Source organism: Xanthobacter sp. DMC47, assembly GCF_056313845.1.
The window spans coordinates 1049467-1073985 of the sequence record NZ_JBQUZM010000004.1 but is presented as its reverse complement, the minus strand read 5'-3'; the positions used below and the strand labels follow the sequence as shown (position 1 = coordinate 1073985).

At 68.2% G+C, this 24519-nt stretch carries 27 protein-coding genes; 17 read left to right on the top strand and 10 right to left on the bottom strand.

Features of this window, described 5'->3' with window-relative positions:
• Nucleotides 1-9 precede the first annotated feature (9 nt).
• Nucleotides 10-918 (bottom strand): 3-hydroxyacyl-CoA dehydrogenase family protein, encoded by a 909-nt coding sequence (locus ACT54R_RS16800; protein WP_476328142.1) that lies wholly within the window; start codon nt 916-918, stop codon nt 10-12.
• A 302-nt stretch (nt 919-1220) separates the two neighbouring features.
• On the opposite strand from ACT54R_RS16800, the gene ACT54R_RS16795 reads away from it, so the two are divergent.
• Entirely contained in the window at nt 1221-2606 is a 1386-nt protein-coding gene (locus ACT54R_RS16795; RefSeq protein WP_476328140.1) for a sigma-54 interaction domain-containing protein, read from the top strand.
• A gap of 203 nt (nt 2607-2809) precedes the next feature.
• Here ACT54R_RS16795 and ACT54R_RS16790 read toward each other — a convergent pair whose 3' ends face one another.
• Complete coding sequence (locus ACT54R_RS16790; RefSeq protein WP_476328138.1) at nt 2810-3208, bottom strand: ester cyclase; 399 nt, start codon at nt 3206-3208, stop codon at nt 2810-2812.
• A gap of 2 nt (nt 3209-3210) precedes the next feature.
• Here ACT54R_RS16790 and ACT54R_RS16785 point away from each other — a divergent pair, with 2 nt between their 5' ends.
• Entirely contained in the window at nt 3211-3738 is a 528-nt protein-coding gene (locus ACT54R_RS16785) for a MarR family winged helix-turn-helix transcriptional regulator (RefSeq protein WP_476328136.1), read from the top strand.
• A 46-nt stretch (nt 3739-3784) separates the two neighbouring features.
• Here the strand turns inward: ACT54R_RS16785 and ACT54R_RS16780 are convergent, their stop codons facing one another.
• Entirely contained in the window at nt 3785-4579 is a 795-nt protein-coding gene (locus tag ACT54R_RS16780; RefSeq protein ID WP_476328134.1) for a DNA-binding transcriptional regulator, read from the bottom strand.
• Between the two features lie 336 nt (nt 4580-4915).
• On the opposite strand from ACT54R_RS16780, the gene ACT54R_RS16775 reads away from it, so the two are divergent.
• From ACT54R_RS16775 to ACT54R_RS16725, 11 genes are all read left to right on the top strand, one after another.
• On the top strand, nt 4916-5857 hold the full coding sequence (locus tag ACT54R_RS16775) for a 3-carboxyethylcatechol 2,3-dioxygenase (protein WP_476328132.1): 942 nt from the start codon (nt 4916-4918) through the stop codon (nt 5855-5857).
• A 43-nt stretch (nt 5858-5900) separates the two neighbouring features.
• Entirely contained in the window at nt 5901-7094 is a 1194-nt protein-coding gene (locus ACT54R_RS16770) for an acyl-CoA dehydrogenase family protein (protein ID WP_476328130.1), read from the top strand.
• 10 nt (nt 7095-7104) lie between these two features.
• Nucleotides 7105-7680 carry a flavin reductase family protein gene (locus ACT54R_RS16765; protein ID WP_476328128.1) on the top strand — a complete coding sequence of 192 codons (576 nt, stop codon included), beginning with the start codon at nt 7105-7107 and terminating at the stop codon, nt 7678-7680.
• Between the two features lie 2 nt (nt 7681-7682).
• Nucleotides 7683-8549 (top strand): alpha/beta fold hydrolase, encoded by an 867-nt coding sequence (locus ACT54R_RS16760; protein WP_476328126.1) that lies wholly within the window; start codon nt 7683-7685, stop codon nt 8547-8549.
• Nucleotides 8550-8555: 6 nt separating this feature from the next.
• Nucleotides 8556-9362 (top strand): 2-keto-4-pentenoate hydratase, encoded by an 807-nt coding sequence (locus ACT54R_RS16755; protein ID WP_476328124.1) that lies wholly within the window; start codon nt 8556-8558, stop codon nt 9360-9362.
• On the top strand, nt 9359-10306 hold the full coding sequence (locus ACT54R_RS16750; RefSeq protein WP_476328122.1) for an acetaldehyde dehydrogenase (acetylating): 948 nt from the start codon (nt 9359-9361) through the stop codon (nt 10304-10306). The genes ACT54R_RS16755 and ACT54R_RS16750 overlap by 4 nt, the downstream gene beginning before the upstream one ends.
• Nucleotides 10306-11337 (top strand): 4-hydroxy-2-oxovalerate aldolase, encoded by a 1032-nt coding sequence (gene dmpG, locus ACT54R_RS16745; RefSeq protein ID WP_476328120.1) that lies wholly within the window; start codon nt 10306-10308, stop codon nt 11335-11337. Before ACT54R_RS16750 ends, dmpG begins: the two co-directional genes overlap by 1 nt.
• Before the next feature lie 139 nt (nt 11338-11476).
• Complete coding sequence (locus ACT54R_RS16740; RefSeq protein ID WP_476328118.1) at nt 11477-12679, top strand: MFS transporter; 1203 nt, start codon at nt 11477-11479, stop codon at nt 12677-12679.
• Nucleotides 12680-12757: 78 nt separating this feature from the next.
• Nucleotides 12758-13606 (top strand): fumarylacetoacetate hydrolase family protein, encoded by an 849-nt coding sequence (locus ACT54R_RS16735; RefSeq protein ID WP_476328116.1) that lies wholly within the window; start codon nt 12758-12760, stop codon nt 13604-13606.
• Between the two features lie 339 nt (nt 13607-13945).
• Nucleotides 13946-14623: a response regulator transcription factor gene (locus ACT54R_RS16730; RefSeq protein WP_168459013.1), complete on the top strand. Its 678-nt coding sequence runs from the start codon at nt 13946-13948 to the stop codon at nt 14621-14623.
• The gene (locus tag ACT54R_RS16725) at nt 14620-15972 is read left to right on the top strand and encodes a sensor histidine kinase (protein ID WP_476328114.1); all 1353 of its coding nucleotides are present in this window, start codon (nt 14620-14622) and stop codon (nt 15970-15972) included. The genes ACT54R_RS16730 and ACT54R_RS16725 overlap by 4 nt, the downstream gene beginning before the upstream one ends.
• Before the next feature lie 4 nt (nt 15973-15976).
• On the opposite strand, the gene ACT54R_RS16720 is transcribed toward ACT54R_RS16725, so the two are convergent.
• The 7 genes from ACT54R_RS16720 to ACT54R_RS16690 form a co-directional block, all read right to left on the bottom strand.
• Nucleotides 15977-16666, bottom strand: a complete 690-nt coding sequence (locus tag ACT54R_RS16720; protein WP_476328112.1) for a class I SAM-dependent methyltransferase — start codon at nt 16664-16666, stop codon at nt 15977-15979.
• A complete protein-coding gene (locus tag ACT54R_RS16715; protein WP_476328110.1) occupies nt 16666-17322 on the bottom strand; it encodes a tetratricopeptide repeat protein in 657 nt (218 codons plus the stop codon). The genes ACT54R_RS16720 and ACT54R_RS16715 overlap by 1 nt, the downstream gene beginning before the upstream one ends.
• 32 nt (nt 17323-17354) lie before the next feature.
• On the bottom strand, nt 17355-18137 hold the full coding sequence (locus ACT54R_RS16710; RefSeq protein ID WP_476328108.1) for an SDR family NAD(P)-dependent oxidoreductase: 783 nt from the start codon (nt 18135-18137) through the stop codon (nt 17355-17357).
• Nucleotides 18127-18795: a TenA family transcriptional regulator gene (locus ACT54R_RS16705; RefSeq protein WP_476328106.1), complete on the bottom strand. Its 669-nt coding sequence runs from the start codon at nt 18793-18795 to the stop codon at nt 18127-18129. Before ACT54R_RS16705 ends, ACT54R_RS16710 begins: the two co-directional genes overlap by 11 nt.
• 37 nt (nt 18796-18832) lie before the next feature.
• A complete protein-coding gene (locus ACT54R_RS16700; RefSeq protein ID WP_476328104.1) occupies nt 18833-20284 on the bottom strand; it encodes an AMP-binding protein in 1452 nt (483 codons plus the stop codon).
• On the bottom strand, nt 20268-20885 hold the full coding sequence (locus tag ACT54R_RS16695; RefSeq protein WP_476328102.1) for a thermostable hemolysin: 618 nt from the start codon (nt 20883-20885) through the stop codon (nt 20268-20270). Before ACT54R_RS16695 ends, ACT54R_RS16700 begins: the two co-directional genes overlap by 17 nt.
• A 246-nt stretch (nt 20886-21131) precedes the next feature.
• Nucleotides 21132-21422 (bottom strand): PepSY domain-containing protein, encoded by a 291-nt coding sequence (locus ACT54R_RS16690; protein WP_476328100.1) that lies wholly within the window; start codon nt 21420-21422, stop codon nt 21132-21134.
• 133 nt (nt 21423-21555) lie between these two features.
• On the opposite strand from ACT54R_RS16690, the gene ACT54R_RS16685 reads away from it, so the two are divergent.
• From ACT54R_RS16685 to ACT54R_RS16670, 4 genes are all read left to right on the top strand, one after another.
• Nucleotides 21556-22227 carry a response regulator transcription factor gene (locus tag ACT54R_RS16685; RefSeq protein ID WP_168459005.1) on the top strand — a complete coding sequence of 224 codons (672 nt, stop codon included), beginning with the start codon at nt 21556-21558 and terminating at the stop codon, nt 22225-22227.
• A complete protein-coding gene (locus tag ACT54R_RS16680) occupies nt 22224-23573 on the top strand; it encodes an ATP-binding protein (RefSeq protein ID WP_476328098.1) in 1350 nt (449 codons plus the stop codon). Before ACT54R_RS16685 ends, ACT54R_RS16680 begins: the two co-directional genes overlap by 4 nt.
• 80 nt (nt 23574-23653) lie before the next feature.
• Nucleotides 23654-24004, top strand: a complete 351-nt coding sequence (locus ACT54R_RS16675) for a hypothetical protein (RefSeq protein WP_476328096.1) — start codon at nt 23654-23656, stop codon at nt 24002-24004.
• A gap of 42 nt (nt 24005-24046) precedes the next feature.
• Nucleotides 24047-24517 carry a DUF2271 domain-containing protein gene (locus ACT54R_RS16670; protein WP_476328094.1) on the top strand — a complete coding sequence of 157 codons (471 nt, stop codon included), beginning with the start codon at nt 24047-24049 and terminating at the stop codon, nt 24515-24517.
• Nucleotides 24518-24519: the final 2 nt, after the last annotated feature.

Below are 24519 nucleotides of genomic sequence, written 5' to 3'. Positions count from 1 at the left end.
TGTTCTCTCTCATGTGTCGTGAACCTCGAACCGGCGCAGATGGTCCGCAAGGCGCGTGCGCACCGCCTGCGCCTCCGCCTCGGTCCAGTCCCGGAATCCCCCGCCGGACCTCATGCCGAGGCGGCCGGCGGCGACCAGCTCTTCCAGCAGTTGCAGGGGACCGGGCGTGCGGTCGAGGTCGTGAAGCACATAGCGGTGGACGCTGAGCGTCAGGTCCGTGCCGACAAGGTCGGCATTCTCCAGCGGCCCCAGCACCGCAAGGCGCCGGCCGAAGCTCTCCTTCACCACCTCGTCCACGGTCGCGGCATCGCAGACGCCAGCCTGAACCAGCGCGATGGCCTCGCGCCACATGGCGTGCTGCAGCCGGTTGCCGATGAAGCCGGGCACGTCCCGGCGCACATGCACCGGCTTTTTCCCGATGCCAGCAAGGAGCGCCATCATGGCCGCGACCTCGTCCTCGCCGGTGTCCTCGGCCTGCACGACCTCCACGAGAGGGATCTGGTGCGGCGGGTTCCACCAATGCGTGCCCATGGCCCGCCGCCGGTGGGTGAGCCCCGCCATGATCTGCGTGATGGGAATGACCGAGGTGTTGCTGGCGATCAGCGCGTGAAGCGGGGCGGCAGCCTCGATCTCGGCGAACACCTGCTTCTTCAGCTCAAGATCTTCCGGCACCGCCTCGATGACCGCGTCGGCACCGGCAACCGCCGCAGCGAGCGTGTCGGCGGGCGTGACCCGGTCGGCGGCGGCGGTGTCGGCTCCCAGCTCGTCGAGGCTCTTGCGGATGCGGTAGGGAACGCCGGAGCGCCGCGCCGGATCCGCGTCGTGAATGGAAACAGGCAGCCCGGCGCCAGCGAACGCCAGCGCGATGCCATGGCCCATCAGGCCGGCGCCAATGACGGCGATCCTCTTCGGCTGCATTTCATCCCGATATCTTGCGCACCCGCCAGTGGCGGGCGATCTGTTTTGCCGATTCCCTGCGCAAGGCGCGTGCCAGCGGAGAGGGCGCGGCGCGGAGCGCGCAAAATCAAGGCGTTGTGCGGGTCATCCGGCCAATCTCAATGCCGCTTTTGTCCAACAATCCGGACGCGTCCGCCGCGGCATTGCCGGCGTCAGGCTGCCCCATGCTCACATCGACGGTTGACACCCGGCGCTTCGGGTGGTGTCCAGTTGAGCGACACAGCTTTCCAGAAGACTGGACACACATCCTCCGGATCGCCGCCATGACCACCATCGCCGACGAATGCTTCGCCTCTGCCAGAGCCCTTCTGGGCGTGGTGGAGGGCATGATCGATGGGGCGACCCTGGTCGATCGCGAGTCCCGGGTCGTCTGGTTCAGCGAAGGCCAGCTGGCGCTGCTCGGCAAGCCGGACCTTGCCGAACTCGTGGGGCAGGAGATCGAGCGTGTCATCCCCCATAGCCGGATGCGCGAGGTGGTGGAGACTGGCCAGCCCCATCCCCTCGACATCATCCAGTACGGCGATCGCTGGCTTTTGGTGACGCGGTTGCCGCTGCGCGACGAGACGGGTGCGATCATCGGTGCCATCGCTTTCGCCCTGAAGGACAGCATTCCCTATCTCAAGCCCATCGCCGAGCGGCTCCATCAGATGCAGTCGCGCCTCGCGCGGATGGAGCAGGCCTTCTCCGCCAAGCGGGGCGTGCGCTTCACCGCAGAGCACATCCTGGGTGCGAGCCCCGCCATGCGGCAACTGGCGCGCCTCCTGCGCCGGGCGGGCGAGGTCGGGTCTGCCGTGCTGCTCCTGGGCGAGACCGGCACGGGGAAGGAAATGGCCGCGCATGCCATCCACGCCGCCTCCAAGCGCATGAGCCGGCCGTTCGTGGCCATCAATGTGGCGGCCGTGCCGGAGAACTTGCTGGAGGCGGAATTCTTCGGTGTCGCGCCGGGCGCCTTCACCGGCGCCGCCCGCCAGCCGCGGCCGGGCAAGTTCCAGATCGCCCATGAGGGCACGCTGTTCCTCGATGAGATCGGCGACATGCCGCTCGCCCTGCAGGCGAAGCTGTTGCGCACGCTGCAGGATGGAGAGGTGGAGCCCGTCGGTTCCAACCAGCCGTCGCGTGTGGACGTGCGGATCATCGCCGCCACCAGCCGCCCGCTTGCCGACATGGTGCGTGCGGGGACGTTCCGGCAGGATCTCTATTACCGGCTCAACGTGCTGCCCATCCACCTGCCGCCCTTGCGCGAGCGGTCCGGAGACGTGGAACTGCTGGCCACCCGCTTCAGCGAGCAGACCGCCGCCGCCTTCGGCGTGGCCGTCCGTCCGCTGACTGCGGCCGCCGTCGCGCGGCTGGCGCGCCATGACTGGCCCGGCAACGTGCGCGAGCTCTCCAACGTCATCGAGCAGATCTATGTCCGCAGCGACGGCGCGCGGATCGAGGCCAGCCACGTCGCGGACGTTCTCCCATCCGTCGCGGATGAGAGCGAGGCATCGCCGGTGCTTGATCTCGCCGGTGCCGTCGCGAGGCTGGAGCGCTCCATGATTGCCGACGCGCTAAAACAGGCGGCCGGCAACAAGCAGGAGGCGGCCAGACTTTTGGGTCTGTCGCGCAGCAGTCTCTACGCAAAGATCAAGCAATACGGGACCTCCTGACATCGTCGACACGCTGGCTGTCGCCGTTCCTGCGTACGGGTTGGCGGCGATGATGATCGTGGGAAAACGGTCCGGCTCATGGAACGGAACGCCCAACTCGCGGACGAGGTGGAAGGGCTGCGCGTCGCAGTCGCCGGCGCGTTGCTGCGGCTGCGGCTGGAGACGATGGCGTAGCAAGGGGCGGGGATTCTCCGCCGCATGCTTCATCCGAGCTTCACGGCCCCGATCTGCATGAGAACGCCCAGCCGGTCCACCTGCAACCATGCCCGCGTGAGCTTGCCTTGGCTGGCCTCGTAAATGGCAATGCCCTGCTGAACCGCAACCTTTCCGGTCGGGGCGAAACCGGACAGCGGCCCAAGCTGCGCCGCCTCAAAACGCCAGCGGACGCAGGCCTTTTCGCCAGCTTCAAACAGATCCTCGATTTCGAAGCGTAGGTCGGGAAAGGCTGCGACCATCCGTTCGACGGTCTGCCGAAACTCGATCGGGCCCTGTTCGCCATTGGACCCCACGAAGGTGTCCGACAAATATTCCGACAGGCGATCGAGGCGGCGCGGATTGAGGCAATTCTCATAGAGGGATCGCACGAGTTCGGCGGGAGTCATGGATGGCGGCCCTCATTGACAACATATTGTCAATCACATACATGACAACCTATTGTCAACTCGCATATGTGATGGGGGAGGGCGTCCTGGATCGCAGAAAGAACGAAGAACTGAGCCGCCTGGTCTGGGACATCCTCCAAGCCGGCAACTGGCTGGTGGAGGCCGGCAACAGACTCAGCGCGCCCTTCGGTCTGACGGCTGCGCGATGGCAGGTGATGGGGGTGATCGTCCAGGAGCCTGCGACCGTCGCCGATGTGGCGCGGCGTCTCTCACAGACGCGGCAGAACGTCCAGCGGCTCGCTGATGACATGGTGCGCGTCGGGCTCGTGGCATACCATCCCAATCCGCGGCACGCCCGCGCCAAGCTGCTCGCCCCCACCGCCCAAGGCGCTGACGCTTATCGCAGGCTGATGAAGGCGCAGGCGAAGTGGATCGATGCCCTTTCGGCCACCATGCCGGCTGAAGATGTAAAGACGACACGTGCCCTGCTGGCGGCGCTTGGCTCCGCCTTGGAAAGCAATGGGGACTGAATTCGGGCTGACGTTCGCACTTGGTCGGATCGCCAGTCAGAATCCCCTACACACCGCCCGCCTTCATGGTCTCGACTTCGAGTGATCTCACGACCTTGCGCAACGATTCCAGATAGCGCGAGGCCGCGACCGCAGTCGTCATCGCGGACGCGATATAGACGACGCTGAGGCAGCCCAGAAGGCCTTGCGCCCCCCGGATCGGAACCGCGATCCCGGCCATCTTCGGTTCTTCCGTCCAGTTCATGTGGTTGTGGCCATAGCCTTGCTGCGTCACCCGAGCGAGGAGATCGTTCACCGCCGTCCGATCGCGGGCCAGCCGGCATTCCATCCGCGGCTGTCGGGCGAGGAAATCGATGATGCGTTCGCGTTCATCTTCGGGACAGAAGGCGAGATAGGCAGTGCCGCTCGCCGTCTGGAGCATCGGCAGGCGCCGGCCGATCATGGAGCGGTGGAAGGAGAGCTTGCTGAAGCGGTGGGTGGTCTCGCGCACCACCATGGCGTCCACGTCGAAGGTGCAGAGGTCTGTCGGCCAGCCGACCTCCCGCAGCAACTGCCCGAGCAAGGGCGAGGCGAGGGCGGAGATCCAATGCTCGTCGCGAAAGCCCTCGCTCAGTTCGCGCACCCGGAGGTTCAGGCAGTAGCGATCATCGGACTCGCTGCGCCGGACGTACCCCTCCGTCTGCATCGTCTCAAGCAGCCGCTGCACGGTAGTGCGATGCAATTTGGTCAGTTCGGCAAGGCGCGTGACGTTCGCGCCCCCATCCGTGCGATTGAGGGCATTAAGGAGCGCGAGCCCCCGGCTCAGGCCCCTGACGTTCTTGTAGCGGCTTGCCTCCGCCATCTGGTTTCGCTCCCGACTTTCCCGCCAGCACAGTCCAGGTGCAAAGCGCTCGGCGCGATCGAGCGAAGCCCCGACGCCGCCCCCGGCGATGGACGCAAAAGCGCGCAAAACCTCAATCTTCGCGGCGCTCGCATCTCTCCGAGGCTTTCAATTTATCGCCGAAGGGTATTTGAAATCAACGATGTGCACCAGGTGCACACTCGGGTGGTTTGAAGTTCCGTCTCCGCCTCGGCCGCCCCTACAGTGCAGCCACTCAAAATGAAGAACGCGACCTGGAGGGGGGAGCTGGCCACGCGCTGTCGTTGGCCCGCAGCTTCCAAGGTCGAGGGAGCCATCATGACCATCATGCTCAAGTGCCTCTCGCACACGCCTCTGCGCGGCCTCAACGATCCTGCGCCAGAGGTGATTGCGGAAGTCGATGCCGTGCTGGCCCGCGCCCGCGCCGAAGTGGAAGCATTCGATCCCGAGCTGATCGTGATCTTCGCGCCGGACCACTATAACGGCCTCTTCTACGATCTCATGCCCCCCTTCGTCATCGCAACGGCGGCGGAATCGGTGGCCGATTACATGACGTTGCCGGGTTCACTCTCGGTGGCGCGGGATCTCGCGCTCCAATTGACCCGCTTCGTCCTCGACCATGACGTGGACGTCTCGCTCTCGCACCGCCTTCAGGTGGATCACGGCTGCACGCAGACGCTGGAGGAACTGACCGGCAGCCTGACCCGCTATCCGGTCATCCCCATCATCATCAATTCTGTGGCGCCGCCCTTTGCGCCCTATCGGCGGGTACGCCGCCTCGGCGAGGTGGTTGGCGAGTTCATCGCGACCCTCGACAAGCGCGTGCTCATCGTCGGTACGGGCGGCCTCTCCCACGAGCCGCCGGTGCCGCTGCTCGAAGGCGCGCCGGAAGCCATCGAGGAATTCCTCATCTGCGGCCGCAACCCCACGCCGGAAGCGCGCGCGGCGCGGCAGGAACGCACCATCGCCGCAGGCAAGATTTACGGCTCGGAACTCTCCGCCCAGACGCCGCTCAACGCGGAATGGGACCAGGCCTTCGTGGATCTGCTGCTCGGCGGAAATCTCGAGGCCGTGGACGACTTCAGCATTGAGGACATCTCGCACGAGGCCGGCCGCTCCACCCACGAGGTGCGCACCTGGGTGGCCGCCTTCGCGGCCCTTGCCGCCGCGCGGGGCGGATACACCGCCCGCCAGGACTACTACCGCCCGATCAACGAGTGGATCGCCGGCTACGGCGTCATGAGCGCCGAGCCACGCTGACAGCGTGCACGCGACCCCAGCGAGGAACGCCAGGAGAATCAGCATGTTGGACAGATCGAGCTGCACCCCGACCGAAACCGAGATCGTCGCCCGCGCGACGGCCATGATCCCCTGGCTGCGCGAGCAGGCCGATGCGGTGGAGAAGGCGCGCATGGTGCCGGCCGCCACCATCCAGGCCTTCCAGGATGCCGGCTTCTTCCGCATCCTCCAGCCGCGGCGCTGGGGCGGCTACGAGATGAGCCCCAACGTGCTCAATCGGGTGCTGATGGAGCTTGCCCGCGGCTGCCCCTCCAGCGCGTGGAACGTCATGGTCCTCGGTGTCCACCCGTTCGAGGTGGGCCTGCTCGATCCGCGCTGCGGCGATGAATTGTGGGGCGAGGACCCGACCCGGCTCGTCTCCTCCTCCTATGCCCCCTTCGGCACCGTGACGGCGGTGGAGGGCGGCTATGTGCTGAAGGGCGAATGGCTCACCTCCAGCGGCTGCGACCATGCCGAAGGCGGCGCCTTCCTCGGCGGCCGCGTCATGGAGAATGGCGAGCAGGTGTTCCGCTCCTTCTGGGTGCAGAAATCCGATTTCGAGATCGTGGACGACTGGTTCGTCGTGGGTCTTGCCGGCACCGGCAGCAAGAAGCTGGTGGTGCGCGAGGCGTTCGTGCCGTCCTATCGCAGCCACGTCATCGCCGCCTATGGCGAGGCGACCCACGGTCATGTGGAAAACCTCTACAAGATGCCGTTCTTCTACGTGTTCTACGCGGCGGTGTCGTCCGTCATCGTCGGCATGGCGCGCGGCATGGCCGATCTCTACATCGAGCACATGCGCCCGCGCCAGAACCTGAACCAGGCCGTCGGCGCCGCGGTGAACGACCCCTTCATCAAGGCCCGGCTCGGGGAGGCCACCGCGAAGATCCTGGGGGCGGAAACCCGCATCCTGCACAACACCGACGAGGCCTGGAGCTATGCCGAGCGTGGCGAGCTGGTGCCCATTGACGTGCGCGTCCGCCATTTCGCGACCAACCAGTTCACCGGCGGCGAATGCTTTGAAGCGGCGCACATGATCTTCAAGAAGACGTCGACGCGCGGCGTCTGGCTCAACAATCCCATGCAGCGTCAGCTGCGCGACATCCTGGTCGGTGCCAACCACATCACTCAGAACCAGGACAATATCGGCGACCTCCTCGGCGGTCAGCTGCTCGGCAATCCCATGCCTGCCGCCAATCCCTTCGGCGTGCGCGCCTGAGCCCCCGGCCATGACACAGAACACCAACACAAAGAACATCAACCAACGCCTCGACTGGGCGGCGAGCGAAACCCTGCGCCACCTGCCCACTGCCAGCCCGGACGATCACCGCACCGGCATGCGCCACCTCGCTTCCGGCGTCTCCATCATCACCACGTGTGACGGCGAGGCCAAGATCGGGCTCACCGCCACGGCGGTGTGCTCCGTCACCGTCGATCCGCCCCGCATGGTGGTGCTGGTCAACAAGAAGGTGGCCGCCGCCGATGCGATCCTCGCCAGCGGCTCCCTGTGCATCAACGTGCTCTCGGCCGGGCAGGCCCATCTCGCCAAGGTGTTCGCCGGGATGGTGGAGGGCGTGTTCGGCCCCGCCCGCTTCGAGCACGGCACCTGGCAGACCCGCGTCTCCGGCGCCCCCGTGCTGGAGGGGGCGCTCGCCACCTTCGACTGCCGGGTGGTCAAGGTGTTCGACGAGAGCACCCATCATGCTTTGCTGTGCGAGGTGCTGGACGCCTCCGAGCCGCCGGGCGGCGAGCCCCTGATCTATGTGAACGGCGCCTTCTGCCGCGTCAGCCCCCTGGAATCCTGAGCATGAGCGAACCCTTCACGGAAGCGGGCACCAGCCGCTTCGTCCGCGTGCCCGAGGCTGGCGGCGAACTCACCATCCATTACAACGACTGCGATCCGGGCAATGCCCGCGAGACCGTCGTGATGCTGCATGGCTCCGGCCCAGGCGCGTCGGGTTGGGCCAACTTCAACCGCAACATCGCGCCTCTGGTGGAGGCGGGCTATCGCGTGCTGCTGGTGGATTGCCCCGGCTGGAGCAAGAGCGACACCATCGTCTCCACCGGCTCGCGCTCCAACCTCAATGCGCGGGTGCTGGCGGGCGTGGTGGCGGCGCTGGGGCTGGATCGCATCCATATCCTCGGCAATTCCATGGGCGGCCACAGCGCCGTCGCCTTCGCCCTCGACCATCCGGGCAAGGTGGGAAAGCTGGTGCTGATGGGCGGCGGTACGGGCGGGGCAAGCGCCTTCGCGCCCATGCCCACCGAGGGCATCAAGCTCCTGAATGCGCTTTATCGCACGCCGACCATCGAGAACCTGAAGGCGATGATGGCGGTTTTCGTGTTCGATCCCAACGATCTGACCGAAGACCTCTACCGCACGCGCCTCGAGAACATGCTGAAGCGCCGCGATCATCTGGATAATTTCGTCAAAAGCCTTGAGGCGAACCCCAAGCAGTTCCCCGATTTCGGCCCCCGCCTCGGCGAGATCTCCGCCCCCACCCTCGTCATCTGGGGGCGCAACGACCGCTTCGTTCCGCTGGATGCCGGGCTGCGTCTCCTTGCCGGCATCTCGAAGGCGGAGCTCCATGTGTTCGGCAATTGCGGGCACTGGGCCCAGTGGGAGCACGCGGACGCGTTCAACGCGCTGGTGCTCGAATTTCTTTCAAGGTGATTTGAGATGAGCGCAGCAGCAATTATCGCGGCCGCCGAAAGGCTGGCCGAGGCGGCGCGCACGGCGACGCCCTGCGAGCCGGTGCGGGACCTAATCGGCCTCGACCTGAAGGCCGCCTATGAGGTCCAGTTCCTGAACACCAAGCGGGCGGTAGAGGAGGGGAGGCGGCTCGTGGGCCGCAAGATCGGCCTCACCTCGCGCGCCGTCCAGCAGCAATTGGGCGTCGGCCAGCCGGACTTCGGCGTGCTGTTCGCCGACATGGAATATTGCGACGGCGAGGAGGTGCCCTTCGCCCGCCTGGTCCAGCCGAAGGCGGAGGCGGAAGTCGCGTTCGTGCTGAAGGCGGACCTCGCGGCGGCGGACGTCACCCCCACCGAAGTGTGCCGCGCCATCGATTATGTGGCCCCCGCCATCGAGATCGTCGGCAGCCGGGTCAAGAACTGGGACATCCGCATCTCGGACACCATCGCCGACAACGCCTCCAGCGGCGTCTACGTGATGGGTGCTCCCATCCGCCGGCTGGAGGACACGGACCTCGCCGGCCTAGGCATGGTGCTCAACCGCAACGGCACCGCTGCGTCCTTCGGTGGTGGCGCGGCCTGCCTCGGCAATCCGCTCACCGCGGTGCTGTGGCTCGCCCGCACCTGCGCCACGCTGGGAACGCCGCTGAAGGCCGGAGACGTGGTTCTCAGCGGCGCCCTCGGCCCCATGGTCCCCGCCGCGCCCGGCGATGTGCTGGAGGCGCGCATCGCGGGGCTCGGCACAGTGAAGGTCGCCATCGGAGCCCCCGCCACCACGGAGACGCAGGCATGAGCACGCCCAAGATCAAGGCCGCGATCATCGGGTCGGGCAATATCGGCACCGACCTTATGATCAAGATCATGCGCATGTCGCGCCATCTGGAGATGGGCGCCATGGTGGGGATCGACCCCGCGTCCGACGGCCTCGCCCGCGCGGCGCGGCTCGGGGTGCCGGTGACCCATGAGGGCATCGCAGGCCTCACCCGCCTGCCCAACTACGCCGAGATCGGCGTGGTGTTCGACGCCACCTCCGCCAAGGCCCACATCGCCAACGATGCGGTGCTGCAGAAGGACGGCAAGAAGGTCATCGACCTCACCCCGGCCGCCATCGGCCCCTTCACCATTCCCGCGATCAACGGCGAGACCAATCTCGACGCGCCCAACGTCAACATGGTCACCTGCGGCGGCCAGGCCACCATCCCCATGGTGCATGCCGTGCGCCGCGCCACCGACCGCGTGATCTGGGGCGAGATCGTCGCTTCCATCTCCTCCAAGTCCGCCGGTCCCGGCACCCGCGCCAACATCGACGAGTTCACCGAGACCACGTCGAAGGCCATCAAGGTGCTGGGCGGCGCCGAGCACGGCAAGGCCATCATCATCCTCAACCCGGCCGACCCGCCGCTCATCATGCGCGACACCGTGTTCACCCTCTCCCAGGGCGGCACGCGCGAGGCCATCGAGGCCTCCGTCCTCGACATGGTCGAGACCGTGAAGGCCTACGTGCCCGGCTATCGCCTGAAGCAGAAGGTGCAATTCGAGGAGATCGGGAACAACGCGCCCGTCCGCATCCCCGGCGTCGGCCCGGTCACCGGCCTCAAGACCACCATCCTGCTCGAGGTGGAGGGCGCCGCCCACTATCTGCCGGCCTATGCCGGAAACCTCGACATCATGACCTCGGCCGCCCTGGTCTCCGCCGACCGCTGGGCCGCCCGTTTCCTCGCGAAGGAGGCCGCGTGATGGCCCGCCCCAACCCGGACAAGCTCTACATCCAGGACGTCACCCTGCGCGACGGCATGCATGCCGTCCGCCACCAGTACTCGCTCGACACCACCCGCGCCATCGCCCGGGCGCTGGACCGGGCCGGCGTGGACGCCATCGAGATCAGCCACGGTGACGGCCTCACCGGCGCCACCTTCAACTACGGCTTCGGCGCCCACGACGACCTGGAATGGATCGCCGCGGTCGCGGAGGAATGCAGCCGGGCGGTCGTCACCGTCCTCCTCATCCCCGGCATCGGCACGGTGCATGACCTGAAGGCCGCCTACGACGCCGGCGCCCGCTCCGTGCGGGTGTGCACCCACTGCACCGAGGCCGATGTGTCCCGCCAGCACATCGAGGCGGCCCGTGCGCTGGGCATGGACGCCGCGAGCTTCCTGATGATGGCCCACATGATCCCGGCCGAACAACTGGCCGAGCAGGCCAAGCTGATGGAGAGCTATGGCGCGGAATGCGTCTACGTGACCGACTCCGCCGGGGCGCTGCTGCCGGAGGACTATACCGAGCGGGTCAAGGTGCTCCGCGACGCGCTGAAGCCGGAGACGGAGATCGGCGTCCACACCCACCACAACCTCACCCTCGGCGTCGCCAACGCGGTGGCGGGCATCGAGGCGGGCGCGGTGCGGGTGGATGCGTCGCTCGCCGGCATGGGCGCGGGTGCCGGCAACGCGCCGCTGGAGGCGCTGATCGCGGTGCTGAACCGCAAGGGCATCGCCACCGGCTGCGACCTCAACATCCTGATGGACGCTGCCGACGACCTCGTGCGACCGCTGCAGGATCGCCCGGTGCGTGTGGACCGGGAAAGCCTCTCGCTGGGCTACGCCGGGGTCTATTCCAGCTTCCTGCGCCACGCCGAGGCCGCCTCGAAGACCTACGGCGTCGACACCCGCGACATCCTCGCCGAACTCGGCCGCCGCCGCATGGTCGGAGGACAGGAGGACATGATCGTCGACGTGGCGCTCGATCTCGCCCGGGCCTCGGCCGCCGCCTGACGGGGCCTCACGAAAGTTCACCGCTTCCGGTCCCGCGCGGGACCGGGAGCACACACAGACGAACCGCGGGGCCTGCCGGCCATCGGCGGATGAACAAGACAACGGCCGCAACAGGCCGCACCGGATGGGAGGAAAGCAAATGCCAACCGAACTGAAATCGACCCCTGCCGGAAGCAGGGCGCTTCTTTACGTCTCGCTCGCCGCGGTGATCGAAGGCTTCGATCTGCAGGCCGCGGGCATCGCCGCCCCCAAGATCGGGCCGGCCTTCCACATGACGCCCCAGCAGATGGGGCTGTTCTTCTCCTCGGCTACCCTCGGCCTGATGATCGGTGCCTTGATCGGTGGCTATACCGCCGACCGCTGGGGCCGGCGCGCGGGCCTCCTCATCGCGCTGGTGGCCTTCGGATTTGCCTCCATCGCGACCATCCTGGCCACCTCCGTGGAGGCACTGGTGGTGCTGCGTTTCCTCACCGGCGTCGGGCTGGGTGGCGCGCTGCCGAACCTCGTGTCCATCGCCTCCGAGGCGGTCGGGCCGGAGCGGAAAGGACGGGCAGTCGCCCTCATGTATGCGGGCATGCCGCTGGGCGCGGCAGTGGCGAGCCTCGTCGCCCTGCTCGATCTGCATGGCGGGGACTGGCGCTCGATCTTCCTCGTGGGCGGCATCCTGCCCCTGCTTCTGGTGCCCTTCATCTACATGGGCCTGCCGCCGCTGAAGATGGCGCCGGCCTCGTCCGGGCAGAAGACGCCGTGGACCGAGGTCTTCCGGCCCGATGCGATGATCGCCACCCTGCTGCTGTGGAGCGCCTTCTTCCTCGGCCTCATGGTGGTCTACCTGCTCATGAACTGGCTGCCGCAGCTTTTGGTGGCGCAGGGTTTCACGCGCAGCGAAGCCTCGCTCGCCCTCATCCTCTACAGCCTCGGCGGGGCGGTCGGCAGCCTCATCGGCGGGCGGGTGCTGGACGGGCGCCAGCGTGGCATCGCCATCGCCGCGAGCTTCGCCTTCGTGGCGGCCGCCCTCGCCATGCTTGGCCTGCTCCAGCCGGCGCTCGCCACCATGCTCTTCACTGTGACGCTGGTTGGCGTGGGCGTGCTCTGCGTGCAGTCCATCCTCTACGGCATCGCGCCCCAATGCTATCCGGCGGAAATCCGCGGCACCGGCGTGGGCGTCGTGGTCGCCGTCGGGCGCCTCGGCTCCATGGCGGGGCCCCTGCTGGCGGGAGTCCTGGTGGCGCAGGGCAGCACGCCGGCGGATGTGATGCTGCTGCTGGTGCCCATCATCCTCGTCTGCGGTCTCGGCACCCTCGCGCTGGTGACCCGCCGGTTCCGCCCGGCCCTCGCCTGATGGTGCGGGCCTGCGCTGCCGCGACGCCGGGAGCGCAGGCCGACCGCGAGGGTGGCGGGCAAAGAAAAGGAGATCACCATGAAATTGCTGCGCTTCGGACCCGAAGGCCGGGAAAGGCCCGGCCTCCTCGACGCCGGTGGCCGTATCCGCGATCTGTCCCATGAAATCGGCGAGATCGCCGGCGACGCGCTTTCGCCTGCCGGCCTCGCGCGCCTGTCGGCGCTCGACCATTCCGCTCTGCCGATCGTGGAGGGGACGCCGCGTCTTGGCTGCCCCGTTGCCCATGTGGGCAAGTTCATCGCCGTCGGCCTGAACTATGCGGACCATGCGGCTGAGGCCGGCATGGCTCTGCCGAGCGAGCCGGTCATCTTTTCCAAGGCCACCAGCTGCATCGTGGGGCCGAACGACGATGTGGTCTTGCCGCCCGCGTCCACCAAGGGCGACTGGGAGGTGGAACTGGGTATCGTCATCGGCACGCTTGCCCGCCACGTGCCGCAGGAGCGGGCGCTGGAGCACGTGGCAGGATATTGCCTCGTGAACGACGTGTCAGAACGCGAATACCAGCTGGAACGCGGCGGCACCTGGGACAAGGGCAAGAGCTTTGACACCTTCGGCCCCATCGGTCCATGGCTCGTGACGCGCGACGAGGTTCCCGATCCCCAAGCGCTCGACCTGTGGCTCGACGTGAATGGCCGCCGCATGCAGACCGGCAATACCCGGACCATGATTTTCGACGTGGCCCATCTCGTCAGCTACATCAGCCGCATCATGACCCTCCTTCCCGGTGACGTCGTCACGACCGGAACACCGCCTGGCGTGGGCATGGGGCAGAAGCCGGCGCCCATCTACCTGAAGGCGGGCGACGTGATGGAGCTGGGTATCTCCCAGCTCGGCCAGCAGCGGCAGCAGGTGCGCGCCTGGCGCTGACCCTTCATCGGGCGCCCACGCCGATGGCGCGGGCGTTCGTGCAGGGAAAGGCGCGTGCGGCAGCGGCAAGTCCGGCCGACGGCGCGATGTTGCCGATTCTCGAGGCCGGCGCCCGCATCACCCACGGCCGTGACGCAGGCCATGGGCCGGTTCGGTGGCCGCCCCCTTCGCCGAGACCAATCCCTGGATCCAAGCTGCTGAAGACGCGTATCGCCGCGCCTCACCTACCGTGATGTCCTCCGTAAGATCCCGAGGGTGGCCGATACAGCCGCGGAATTGCCGTAGTGCGGAGCATGGTGGATTCGTGCGCAACGGAGCGCGGTACTGCTTGGGTCGGTGATGCGCGTTCTCATTCTTGAAGACAATGCCCGCCTGCGCGGGCTGACCGCCGGTGCCCTGCGCGCCGCCGGCTTTGCCACGGACGCGTTCGAAACCCTCGCCGATGCCCGCGCCGCCATCCAGACCACCGGGTATGACTGCATCGTGCTCGACCTCGGCCTGCCCGACGGCGACGGCATGGACCTCCTCGAGGCACTGCGCCGCCGCGGTTCCTCCACGCCGGTCCTGCTGCTGACGGCACGGGACGACAAGGCTTCCGTGGTCCAGGGCCTCAACCGGGGCGCCGACGACTATCTGCGCAAGCCGTTCGACGTGGACGAGCTGATCGCCCGCATCCGGGCCCTGCTGCGTCGGCCGGGCACCGCCTTCCAGACCGTCCTTGCGGAAGGCAACATCGCCCTCGACCCCACCGAGCGCCGGGCCATGGTGGACGGAACGGCCATCGACTTCAGCCGCCGCGAGGTTGGCGCGCTGGAGATGCTGATGCGATCTTCCGGACGCGTGGTGCAGAAGTCCGCGCTGGAGGAAGCGCTTTACGGCTATGACGAGGAAGTCAGCGTCAATGCCATCGAGGTGCTGGTCCACCGGCTGCGCAAGAAGCTTTCCGGTGCCGGCGCCAACCGGGAGATCGTCACCCTGCGTGGCATCGGATACCTGCTGGCGGAGGCTCGGCCGTGAGGATTTGGCCCCGCGACGTCTTCGGCCGGCTCGTGCTGGGCCTCGTCAGCGTGAGCCTCGTTGCCGTCGCGGTTGGCGCCTTCTACCTCTACACCCGCTTTCACAACACCCATTCGCTGTTCTTCGAGGGCACGCTGCAGGCCTTCATCGGCGACATTGCGGACGATATCCATCTGGTCGATGGCAAGCTCACAGCCGATGTGGATGCAACGACGCGCCAGCGCATTGCCGACGAATCCGGTCGCTACGTCGTGCTCGACGACAAGGGGCGAATTGTTGCCGCCTCCCCCGGGGTGACGGAACGCTTCACCTCGTTCCGCACCGACCGCCCCCTCTATTTCTGGATCCCCAGACAGGCGGAGGAGGGGGAATATTACGGACTGTCCGCGCGCATCCCCGATATGCCCGTCCCGGTCTATGTGCAGCTGATGTTTCCCAAGGGACACATCATCTTTGAATCGGTGCTGCACGAGTTCATGAAGGACATCGCCTGGATCTGGCTGCCTTTCCTGCTCGCGATCCTTGCGGTCAACGTCATCGTCGTGCGCATCGCCCTCGCGCCCCTCTCGCAGACGGTGGAGGAGGCGCGGGCCATCCAGCCGGGTGGTGCCGCAGCGCTGACCGAGAAGGGCCTGCCAGACGACCTGCTCGCCCTCGTGCGCACGGTGAATGCCGCCTTCGATCGCCTGCGGGAAGCCCATCGCCTGCAGGAGGAGTTCGTTGCCGACATGGCGCACGAGCTGCGCACCCCGCTCGCGGTGATGAAGGCCGAGCTTGCGACCATGAAGGACCCGCACGCCCGCATCCTGGAGCACGACCTCGGCGTCATGGCCCGGCTGGTGGAGCAACTGCTGGATCGCGCGCGGGTCGGACGCTTCAATCTCGAGGTGGGCAAGATCGTGGACCTAAGGGAAGTAGCGCGCGAAGCCTCGGCCTTCCTGGCGCCCCGCATCGTCGGCCGGGGCAGGATGATCGAGGTGATCGCGCCGGATATCCCCGTCCTCGTGGCCGGTGGCCGGGACGACGTGTTCCGGGCGGTGCGCAATCTGGTCGAGAATGCCCTTGAGCATACGCCGGACAGGGGGCTGATCTCGGTGGAGATCACCGCCGCGCCGTCCATCGTCGTTCGCGATCAGGGGCCCGGATTTCCCGAGCAGGTGCTGGACCGCGAGGCCCGCCGCAGCGGGCGGGTGCGCAGCGAGCGCCGGGAGGGGGTTGGCCTCGGCCTCTCCATCGTGGAGCGCACCATGATGGCGCACGGCGGCGATCTCACCCTGTCCAACGATCCCGGAGCGGGCGGGTCCGCGACCATGCGCTTCCCTGACGCCGGCTGGCTGCCGGCGGCGTGAGCGCTCACGCCGCCCGCGCGACGGCGATCAGCCCATCGACGCCGAATGGCAGGCGGTGCCCCACGATGCGGATGTCGGCATCGCCGAACCCCCCGTCGATAAGGAGGCGCCGCAGCCCGGGCGCGTCATAGGTCCGGTGGGTGTCTTCCCCGGCAAACGGCCAGCGCGCCATGGTGGATCGATCCGTCACATAGAGAACCGCAAGTCCGCCGGGCTTCAGCACCCGCCGCATCTCGGACGCCGCCATGCCCGCCGCATCGAAGAAATAGGCGACGTTGACGGCGAGCACCCTGTCGAAGCTCCCGTCGGTCCACGGCAGATCGCGGAAATCGCCGTCCACCAGTTCCACCTGGCCGCCCGCGATGGCATCGCGGTTGCGGGCCGCCGCCAGCCGGAGCATGGCCGGCGAGCCCTCGATGCCTGCCACGAGACCGCCCGGAACGCGCTCGGCCAGCTCCGCGATGCCCGCCCCCGGCCCGAAGCCGATTTCCAGCACGCGGTGCCTCTGGGCTGGGCCAAGGGCTTCGATCGCCAGCCGGTAGGGCTCGCGATTTGCGAGTGACATCGCCCGCCCCACCTGCGCGCCCCCGCCCCCTTCGGGACGGGCGAGCTGGTGGCCGAGCCAGTGCCAAAGGCCGGAAAGCGGCGCCGCCCCCGGCGCCGCGCCTGTGAGCGGCCGCGCGTCCTTCGCCATCAGTGCTTGGCCTTGATCTGCTCAAGCTTCTCGGTGATGACCAGCCGGCGATTTTCGTCCCACAGCGCCCGGTCGGCGCGCACGGGAATGGCGAGCGCGTGGGTGAATGCCTCGCGGGCCTTGGCATACTCGCCCTGGGTCATCAGGAAATCGCCATAGAAATACCAGGCGTCGAGGCCGTCGGGCGCGGTCTTGGTGGCCTGCTCCAGCAGTTGGCGCGCCTTCGCCTTGTCGCCGAACGCCACCGGGAAGCCTGGCACCCGATAGTACAGCACGCCCAGGCTGGTCGGCGCGCCGGCATCGAGCACGGTCGGGTTCATCTTGTACGCCTTCTCCAGCGTGTCACGGGCGCGGGTGGCGAGCGACAGCGCCGAGATGGGATTGACCAAAGAGGCGCGCTCGCTGGTGACGATGCCGTCCCAGATCAGGACCTCAACCCGGTCAGGATATTTGGCGGCGAGGCTATCGGCATCGGCGCCGAGGACGGTCATCTGGTCGGTCTGCTTGTCGCCTTCCGGCACCGTGAACTTGATGGTCTCCCAGCGGGTCTGGATCTGCTTCACCTGCCCGAGGACGGGGTCGTCGGCGGGTGCGGCGCCGGCGGAAACGGTGAAGGCGGCGGAGAGCAGGGCGCCAAGGAAGAGGGTTGCGCGCATGGTTTTATCCTTATGGTTCGGATGTAGGGGGCTCAGGCGCCGGGGCGCGCGAGGGAGCGGTCGATGAGCTTGGGGAAGAGGCGCTGGAGGAGCACGAACAGGCGCTCGGGACCGGCGGGGTAGGCGGCATCGCGGCCAGCGTCCACCGCCCGCCAGATGTGTGCGGCGACCTTCTCCGGCGTGTCGAGCCGCATGCCGGTCTTGGCGATGAGATCGGTGAAGGCCGCCGCCGCATCGGTCTGCGTTGCGCGCGGCGCGGCATAGGTGACGGCAATGCCGCGCCCCTTCCACTCCCGCCGGAGTGCGCTGGAATAGCCGCGCAAGGCGAACTTGGAGGCCGAATAGGCAGCAAAGCCCGGATAGGCGATGTCGCCGAACACCGAGCCCACGTTCACCACCCGCGCCGGCCGCGCGGCGGCGAGCAGCGGGGCGAGGTCCCGCGTCAGCGCCATGGGCGCGACGACATTTGTGCGGAAGAGATCTTCCAGCGCCCCGTCGCCCATCTCCTCCACATCACCGCCATCGACGCGGCCGGCATTGTTGAACAGGAGGTCGAGCCGCCCCCACGCCTGCTTCAGCCCGGCTGCGATGCGGGCGCGGTCTTCCAGCCGAGTGAGATCGGCCGGGATGACGAGGGGGCGGGCCGAAGACGGCAGCGCCGCCGCCGTCTCCTCCAGCGCCGCCGCGCGGCGGCCACACACCGCCACGACCATGCCGCGCCGACCGGCCTCCAGCGCCAGCGCCCGGCCGATGCCGGAGCCGCCGCCGGTGACGAGCACGCACTTCACATCACGCGGAAATCGCTCAGGCCGCATGGCTCAGCTCCGCGCGGGCGCCGAGCTCGCGGAAGATGTCGCCGTAGAGGCGATAGAACATTCGCGAATGGTCGATGATGATGTCCTGGACGGACGGGTCCTCGATGCCGTCCACCAGCGAGCGGAAGAAGGCCACGTGCTCCTGGTCGAGGCTGCCGTGGGAGGTCAGGTAGGAGAAGCCGGCGCCGCCCACGCTCCCGAACGTCCGCGCCAGGGTCGCCGCGAGCTGATCGGCGAGCAGAACCGACATGCTTTCCAGCACATGCACGCTGCCGAGCATGGCGTAGGGGCTCACATGCTCGATGGCGTAATAAGAGAAGCCCACCATCACCCGGCAGGCCTGCCCCGGTTGTCCGGTGCGCACCGCCTCGGCATCTCCGCCCATGGCGCGAATGTCGTCGAGGATCCACTTCTCGTGCCCGCGCTCCTCCTCCATGTATTCGAGGAGGGCCTCCTGATAGCGCTCGTCCTGCGTCCGCGAAGCCGCGAGCGCGAGCAGCGGAAAGGTATGCTTCACTTGGTGGTAGGCCTCGGTGAGGAAGGCCAGGTAGAGTTCACGCGGGCCCCCCGTGCGCGGCGCGTTGGCGACGAGGGGGATGGCGAGGAAGCTTTCGCGCGCGGCCGCGGTCTCGCGGGTCAGGCGGTCATGGAAGCTCATGGCCGATGCCTTTCTGATGATGGTTGGGAAGAGGTTGTCAGACGGCTGCGGCCAAGTCGGCGGCGAGCAGGTCGTGCGCGACGCGCCGGCGGATGCGTCCGTTGTCGGTGAAGAGGCCGGCGGCCTTGGCCGCCGGCACATCGATGACGCGCACGCGCGCCGGCCGCGCATAGGCCGGCAGACCCGCGCACGTCGCCGCGACGCGGGCCTCCACCGCCGCGCGGCCCGCATGCGCGAACCATTCGGCGGCGGGGGGAACCGGCACCACAAGGGCCGCGAGCCCCTCCGGGGCCGCCGCGACGGCGCAGGCGGCGATGTAGGGATCGGCCAAGAGCGCGGTCTCCACCCACTCGGGACTGACATTGCGCCCGAGCGGGGTGACAATGAGATTGTCCTTGCGGCCGGAGATCGTGAGCCGGCCGTCGGAATCCAGCGCCGCCAGATCGCCGGTCGGCCATGGCCGGGCGGCGGGCGCACCACGCAGATAGCCGTCGGTGACGCACGGACCATCCACGTGGAGTTCGCCATCCTCCACGGTGAGCGTCAGGCCCGGCAGCGGCTCGCCGACCGTGCCGGCCACGCGCCGGCCGGGCCGGTTCACCGCCACCACCGAGCAGCATTCGGACAGGCCGTAGCCCTCGTGGACGGGAATGCCGAGGTTCCACGCGGCCTCCGCCACCTGAGGCGGAACGGCGGCACCGCCGACGGCGACGAAGCGCAGGCTGTCCGGGGCGCGGGCCCGTGCGGCGGCAAGCTCCGCCACCCAGAGCCGGAGCAGTTCCGGCACCAGCACGCCGGTGGTCGGCCGATGCCGGGCGAACGTCGCGGCGATGCCGGAGACCGCGCCGCTGCCGATCCGCTCCGAGACGGCGGTGTCGAAATGCACGCTGCCTCCCACGAGAGACGGAATGAACAGCGCGCAGATGCTCTCCAGCAGCAGGGAGAGCGGCAGCACGGAGAGATAGGTGTCGTCTTCCCGCGCGCCGATCGCGTCCGCCAGGGCGGTGGCGGACCACCCCACCTGGCCGCTTTCGTGCCGCACGCCCTTGGGGGCGCCGGTGCTGCCGGAGGTGTAGATGAGCGTGCCGTAGCCCTCGCGGAAGGCCGGCAGGGCGCCGGGCGTGCCGGTCACAGGCACCGCCTGACGGGCGATGCCTTCGGGAACGGCCTTCTCCCCGCCCGGTGCGACGAGGATCAGCTCGATGCCCGCATCGCGCACCACATGGGCGATCTGGGCCGGGCTGAAGAAGCCGGGGAGCGGCACGGCGATGCGCCCCGCGGCCACCAGCGCCATCTGGGCCACGGCATAGGCTCGCCCGTTGGGCAGCAGCAGCCCGACGACCCGCGCAGTTGGAGGAAGCGCAGCGACAAGCCGCGCCGCGTCGGCCAGCAATCCGGAGCGGGTGATGGCGCCATCCGGATCGCTGAAGGCGGTGCGGTCCGGTGCCCGGCGGGCGTGGCCCGCCACAGACTCAAAGAACGTCCGCATGGTGCATCACCCGGCTGGCCGCAGACGGGAGGCGGACGGAAGCCGCCTGCGCCCGGCGATAGGCGGCGAGCATGTCCACGCCACACACGCCGAAGACCTTGGGCTCGGTCTCGTAGTAGCGCCCCCAGGCATCGGGATGGGGGACCCGAGCGGGATCGGCATCGCCGAGATAGATGGGGGACAGGCCCCGCCGCCGCACCAGAAGGCTGAGGCGACGGGTGAGGGTGAAGAAGCACCAGGACAGGCCGTGGTCGCCGCCGAAGGCCACGATATCGGCGATGAACGGCACGAGGTCATGCGGCGCGCCGCTGGCGAGCGTCGTGACCTCATAGACATCCGCACGGCGGAGCCTGCGCCCGGTGGCGCCGGAGAGCGCGGCCTCGACCGGCTTGTCCAGATAAAGCTCGGAGAAAAAACCCTCCTCGGCGAGACGCAGGCCGGCGGCGCAAAGGATGTCGCCCGCCGCGTTCCGCCGGCACAGGAGGCGCCGCGCGAACGCCCCAACGTGGGCGCCATATTCGCGGGCATAGACGGATCGGATGAAAGCCTCGACCTCGGCGCGTTCGGCGTCGCCGGGTTCAACAATCTGTGCAAATCCCATGTCCGCTCGTCCGTGTTTGAAACTGTCACGGACGTTGCAAGGCTGAGCTTACGCCTCGCTTACAGGTGAACGGTGAGGGCGGGGAGAATTTGAGGCGCTTCTGGGGCGCGAGCCGGCGGCCGCTGAGCCCGTGACCTCCGCCCGATCTGCAGAGGGTCATCGACCCATCCGGCGCCGGAAAATCAGGGTCGGCTCTTGCCGGGGGCCACTCAGGAGCGCAATGGGCAAAAGATCCGAAGCACCCGATCAGTCATCGTCGCCGTGCCCGGGCACCTGTTCGAGCCGTGCCGGATTGAACTTCGCCTTCAGCCGGGCGCCCTGCGCATTTGTCGCGCGCACCTTGTAGCAGCCGTCGTCCGAACGGATGGAGAGCACCGTCCAGCCCTCGGCCTCCAGCTTCTTCTGCAGCGCCTCACGCGGCTGCCAGTCGGCCAGAGGCACGTTGCAATCGCGATCGGCGGCCGCCGGCGTGGCGGCGAGGCAGGCAAGGGCCACGCCGGCCAAGACATTCCGCAATGCGAGCCCCGAGCGATTCACCGTGCAAACTCCTTTCGGCGAGGCCCGATGAAAAGCACGCCAAGCTGACACCCACCTGAACGCGCAGGAATATTCTCTCGCCCCATCGTCCTCCGGCCGCGCTAGATTGCCATGCGCCCCGCCGAGGTGACAGATGCGTATCCTCCTGATCGAAGACGATCCCGTCCTGGGCATGGCCGTGCGCGACCAGATCGTCGCGGACGGGCACGGTGCCGATTGGGCAACGCGCCTCGCCGATGCCGAGCACGCCGTCCATGCCGCGGCCTTCGACCTGATCCTCCTCGACCTGATGCTGCCCGACGGGCGCGGCTCGGACTTCCTCAAGCGTCTGCGCAGCTCGGGCGACGCGACACCGGTGATGGTGCTCACCGCCCGCGACCAGATCTCTGACCGCATCGCCGCTTTGGATGCGGGGGCCGACGACTATCTGGTCAAGCCGTTCGACCTGTTCGAGCTGTCGGCGCGCATCCGCGCCGTGGGCCGGCGCTATGCCGGAAATCCCAACCCGCTTGTCACGCTCGGCGACATCGAGGTGGACCTCGCCGCCCGCTCTGTGCGCCGCGCGGGGCAGGCCATCGCGCTGACGGCGCGGGAATGGGCGCTTTTCGAGGCCTTCGTGCAACGGCCGCACCAGCTCATGTCGAAGCCGCAGCTGGAGGAACGGCTCTACTCGTTCGATGCGGAAGTGGAGAGCAACACCATCGAGGTCTATGTGGCCCGCCTGCGCAAGAAGCTGGGTGCCGACGTCATCGAGACCGTGCGCGGCATGGGCTATCGCCTCGGCACGCCGGGAGGCGGCGCGTGAGGGGAGGCTGGAGCCTGCGGCGGCGCCTCGGCCTGTGGCTCGCTGTGTCAATCGCCGCGCTGTGGCTTGCGGCGGCGACGGTTGCGGGGCTGGTGCTGCGGCACGAGATCGACGAGGTCTTCGACAGCGCGTTGCAGGAGGTGGCGCAAAGGGTGCTGCCGCTCGCCTATTCCGAGCTGCTCGCGCGCGAGGACGGGGCCGGTACGCAACATATGCCGCCCGTGGGGCCGCATCGGGAATTCATCACCTACGTCGTCCGCGATGCCGAAGGCCGCGTGCTGCTCCAATCCAGCGACGCGGAGCAGATGGCGATACCCGCAGGCCTCGCCCCCGGCTTTCAGAGCACCGCCCGCCTGCGCACCTACACGGAAGCGGCGGTGCGGGGCACCGTCATTGTCACGACGGCGGAGGAGCTGGACCATCGCGCCGCCGCGGTGTGGCGGGCGGTCATGGCGCTGATCTGGCCGCTTGTCGCCCTCGTGCCCATCGCGCTCGCCGGTGTGTGGCTCACGCTTCGCCTCACATTGAGGCCGGTGCTCGCATTCCGCCATGCCATCGCCGCGCGCGGGCGGGGCAACCTCGCGCCGGTGCCGGAGCAGGGGCTGCCCGAGGAGATGGCACCCGTCGCAGGCGCCGTGAACGCCCTCATGGAGCGCCTGCGCGGGGCGCTGGAGGCGGAGCGGGGCTTTGCCGCCAACAGCGCCCATGAGCTGCGCACCCCCATCGCCGCCGCTCTGGCGCAGACCCAGCGGCTCGTGGCCGAACTGCCGGAAGGGCCGGCGCAGGAGCGGGCGCGCACGATCGCGGGCGCGCTGCGCCGTCTTTCGCGCCTGTCCGAAAAGCTGCTGCAGCTCGCCAAGGCGGAAGGCGCCGGCCTGGTCGCGGAGGCCCCGGCACCGCTCGCGCCCGTGCTGCGCCATGTGATCGCCGACCTTGAGCGCCAGTCCGGGCGCGCGGCGGACATCGAGCTGAGCATCGCGGCGGAGGGGGGACTGGTGAGTGACCTCGACCCCGACGCCTTCGCGGTTCTGGCACGCAATCTCATTGAAAACGCACTGAAACACGGCGCACCCGACACCCCGGTCCGGGTCCGCCTCACCGCCGACCGGCTGGACATTTCCAACCCCGGCGCCGTCGTTCCGGCGGACCGGATGGCCCTGCTGCTGCGGCCGTTCGAGCGGGGGCCGACGGGGGCGGAGGGCTCCGGGCTCGGCCTCGCCATCGCCGCCGCCATCTGCCGCGGGGCGGGGCTGGTGCTGGAGATTGCCTCGCCCATCCCGGGGGAGACGGAGGGCTTCAGCGCCGTCGTGCGCTTTACCGAACCTGAGAACCTGACAGCAAGCTGAACGCGATTCGAGAGGGGGTTCAGGCGGCTGTCAGGTTGGTTCGGGAGGGTGTCAGCGTCATCGAACGCCGGAGTCCCTCCATGAAGACGCGCACCCTGATCGGCACCGCCCTCCTCCTCTCCACCGCCGGCCTCGGCGTGGCGCTGGCGGCGACCCAGATCGACCATCTCGATCTCCCCGTCCACAGCCGTGACGACGCCCCCCGCGCCGACGCCCGCCCCCTCCGTCTCGCCGACAATGACCACCGGCGCGAGGGCAAGGAGCGCCATCACGGCCGCCATCACGACGATGATGATGACGACGACGATGACGGCCGCCCGGGCGCCCGGCCCGGTGCCACTCCGCAGAACGGCCCGGCCGATCCGGCGGCGCCGGTGCCGGACAACGGCCTGTTCCAGGGCAAGGCCCGGCCCAAGGTCGAGGTGCAGTGACCCTCAGCCGATCCCGGGCAACCTCCTCAAAGGACTAATCAGATGAAATTCGTTCTTCCCGCTGTGGCCGCCACCGCCACGTTGCTTTCGCCGGTGCTGGCCGAGGCGCGGCAGGTCACCTTCGAGACCACCCTGAAGCCTTATGGCGGCAACGGCGCCTATGTGGTGCTTTACGTCACCGATGCAGCCGGCGCCTACAAGGGCACGCTGTGGATGGCCGGAGGCAAGGCGAAATACTACCGCCACCTCTCCGACTGGCAGCGGGCCTCCGGCGGACGGCCGGCGGAGATCGACGGCATCACCGGCGCCAGCGTCGGCTCCGGCAAGACGCTGAAGATCACCCTCGATCTCGCCGATGCCATGATTGATGCCGGCTACCAGGTCCATGTGGACACGGCGGTGGAGGACGGGATGGACAATCCCTCCGAGGTTGTCGCCCCCTTGGGCGCAAGCGCGTCCGGCAAGCCCGTGGCCGGCAAGGGCTACGTGAAGTCCTTCACCGTCACCTTCTGATC

Coding starts and splice junctions, on each gene's coding strand:
- ACT54R_RS16800 (WP_476328142.1), bottom strand. CDS start 918: ATGCAGCCGAAGAGGATCGCCGTCATTGGCGCCGGCCTGATGGGCCAT.
- ACT54R_RS16795 (WP_476328140.1), top strand. CDS start 1,221: ATGACCACCATCGCCGACGAATGCTTCGCCTCTGCCAGAGCCCTTCTG.
- ACT54R_RS16790 (WP_476328138.1), bottom strand. CDS start 3,208: ATGACTCCCGCCGAACTCGTGCGATCCCTCTATGAGAATTGCCTCAAT.
- ACT54R_RS16785 (WP_476328136.1), top strand. CDS start 3,211: ATGGCGGCCCTCATTGACAACATATTGTCAATCACATACATGACAACC.
- ACT54R_RS16780 (WP_476328134.1), bottom strand. CDS start 4,579: ATGGCGGAGGCAAGCCGCTACAAGAACGTCAGGGGCCTGAGCCGGGGG.
- ACT54R_RS16775 (WP_476328132.1), top strand. CDS start 4,916: ATGACCATCATGCTCAAGTGCCTCTCGCACACGCCTCTGCGCGGCCTC.
- ACT54R_RS16770 (WP_476328130.1), top strand. CDS start 5,901: ATGTTGGACAGATCGAGCTGCACCCCGACCGAAACCGAGATCGTCGCC.
- ACT54R_RS16765 (WP_476328128.1), top strand. CDS start 7,105: ATGACACAGAACACCAACACAAAGAACATCAACCAACGCCTCGACTGG.
- ACT54R_RS16760 (WP_476328126.1), top strand. CDS start 7,683: ATGAGCGAACCCTTCACGGAAGCGGGCACCAGCCGCTTCGTCCGCGTG.
- ACT54R_RS16755 (WP_476328124.1), top strand. CDS start 8,556: ATGAGCGCAGCAGCAATTATCGCGGCCGCCGAAAGGCTGGCCGAGGCG.
- ACT54R_RS16750 (WP_476328122.1), top strand. CDS start 9,359: ATGAGCACGCCCAAGATCAAGGCCGCGATCATCGGGTCGGGCAATATC.
- dmpG (WP_476328120.1), top strand. CDS start 10,306: ATGGCCCGCCCCAACCCGGACAAGCTCTACATCCAGGACGTCACCCTG.
- ACT54R_RS16740 (WP_476328118.1), top strand. CDS start 11,477: ATGCCAACCGAACTGAAATCGACCCCTGCCGGAAGCAGGGCGCTTCTT.
- ACT54R_RS16735 (WP_476328116.1), top strand. CDS start 12,758: ATGAAATTGCTGCGCTTCGGACCCGAAGGCCGGGAAAGGCCCGGCCTC.
- ACT54R_RS16730 (WP_168459013.1), top strand. CDS start 13,946: ATGCGCGTTCTCATTCTTGAAGACAATGCCCGCCTGCGCGGGCTGACC.
- ACT54R_RS16720 (WP_476328112.1), bottom strand. CDS start 16,666: ATGGCGAAGGACGCGCGGCCGCTCACAGGCGCGGCGCCGGGGGCGGCG.
- ACT54R_RS16715 (WP_476328110.1), bottom strand. CDS start 17,322: ATGCGCGCAACCCTCTTCCTTGGCGCCCTGCTCTCCGCCGCCTTCACC.
- ACT54R_RS16710 (WP_476328108.1), bottom strand. CDS start 18,137: ATGCGGCCTGAGCGATTTCCGCGTGATGTGAAGTGCGTGCTCGTCACC.
- ACT54R_RS16705 (WP_476328106.1), bottom strand. CDS start 18,795: ATGAGCTTCCATGACCGCCTGACCCGCGAGACCGCGGCCGCGCGCGAA.
- ACT54R_RS16700 (WP_476328104.1), bottom strand. CDS start 20,284: ATGCGGACGTTCTTTGAGTCTGTGGCGGGCCACGCCCGCCGGGCACCG.
- ACT54R_RS16695 (WP_476328102.1), bottom strand. CDS start 20,885: ATGGGATTTGCACAGATTGTTGAACCCGGCGACGCCGAACGCGCCGAG.
- ACT54R_RS16685 (WP_168459005.1), top strand. CDS start 21,556: ATGCGTATCCTCCTGATCGAAGACGATCCCGTCCTGGGCATGGCCGTG.
- ACT54R_RS16675 (WP_476328096.1), top strand. CDS start 23,654: ATGAAGACGCGCACCCTGATCGGCACCGCCCTCCTCCTCTCCACCGCC.
- ACT54R_RS16670 (WP_476328094.1), top strand. CDS start 24,047: ATGAAATTCGTTCTTCCCGCTGTGGCCGCCACCGCCACGTTGCTTTCG.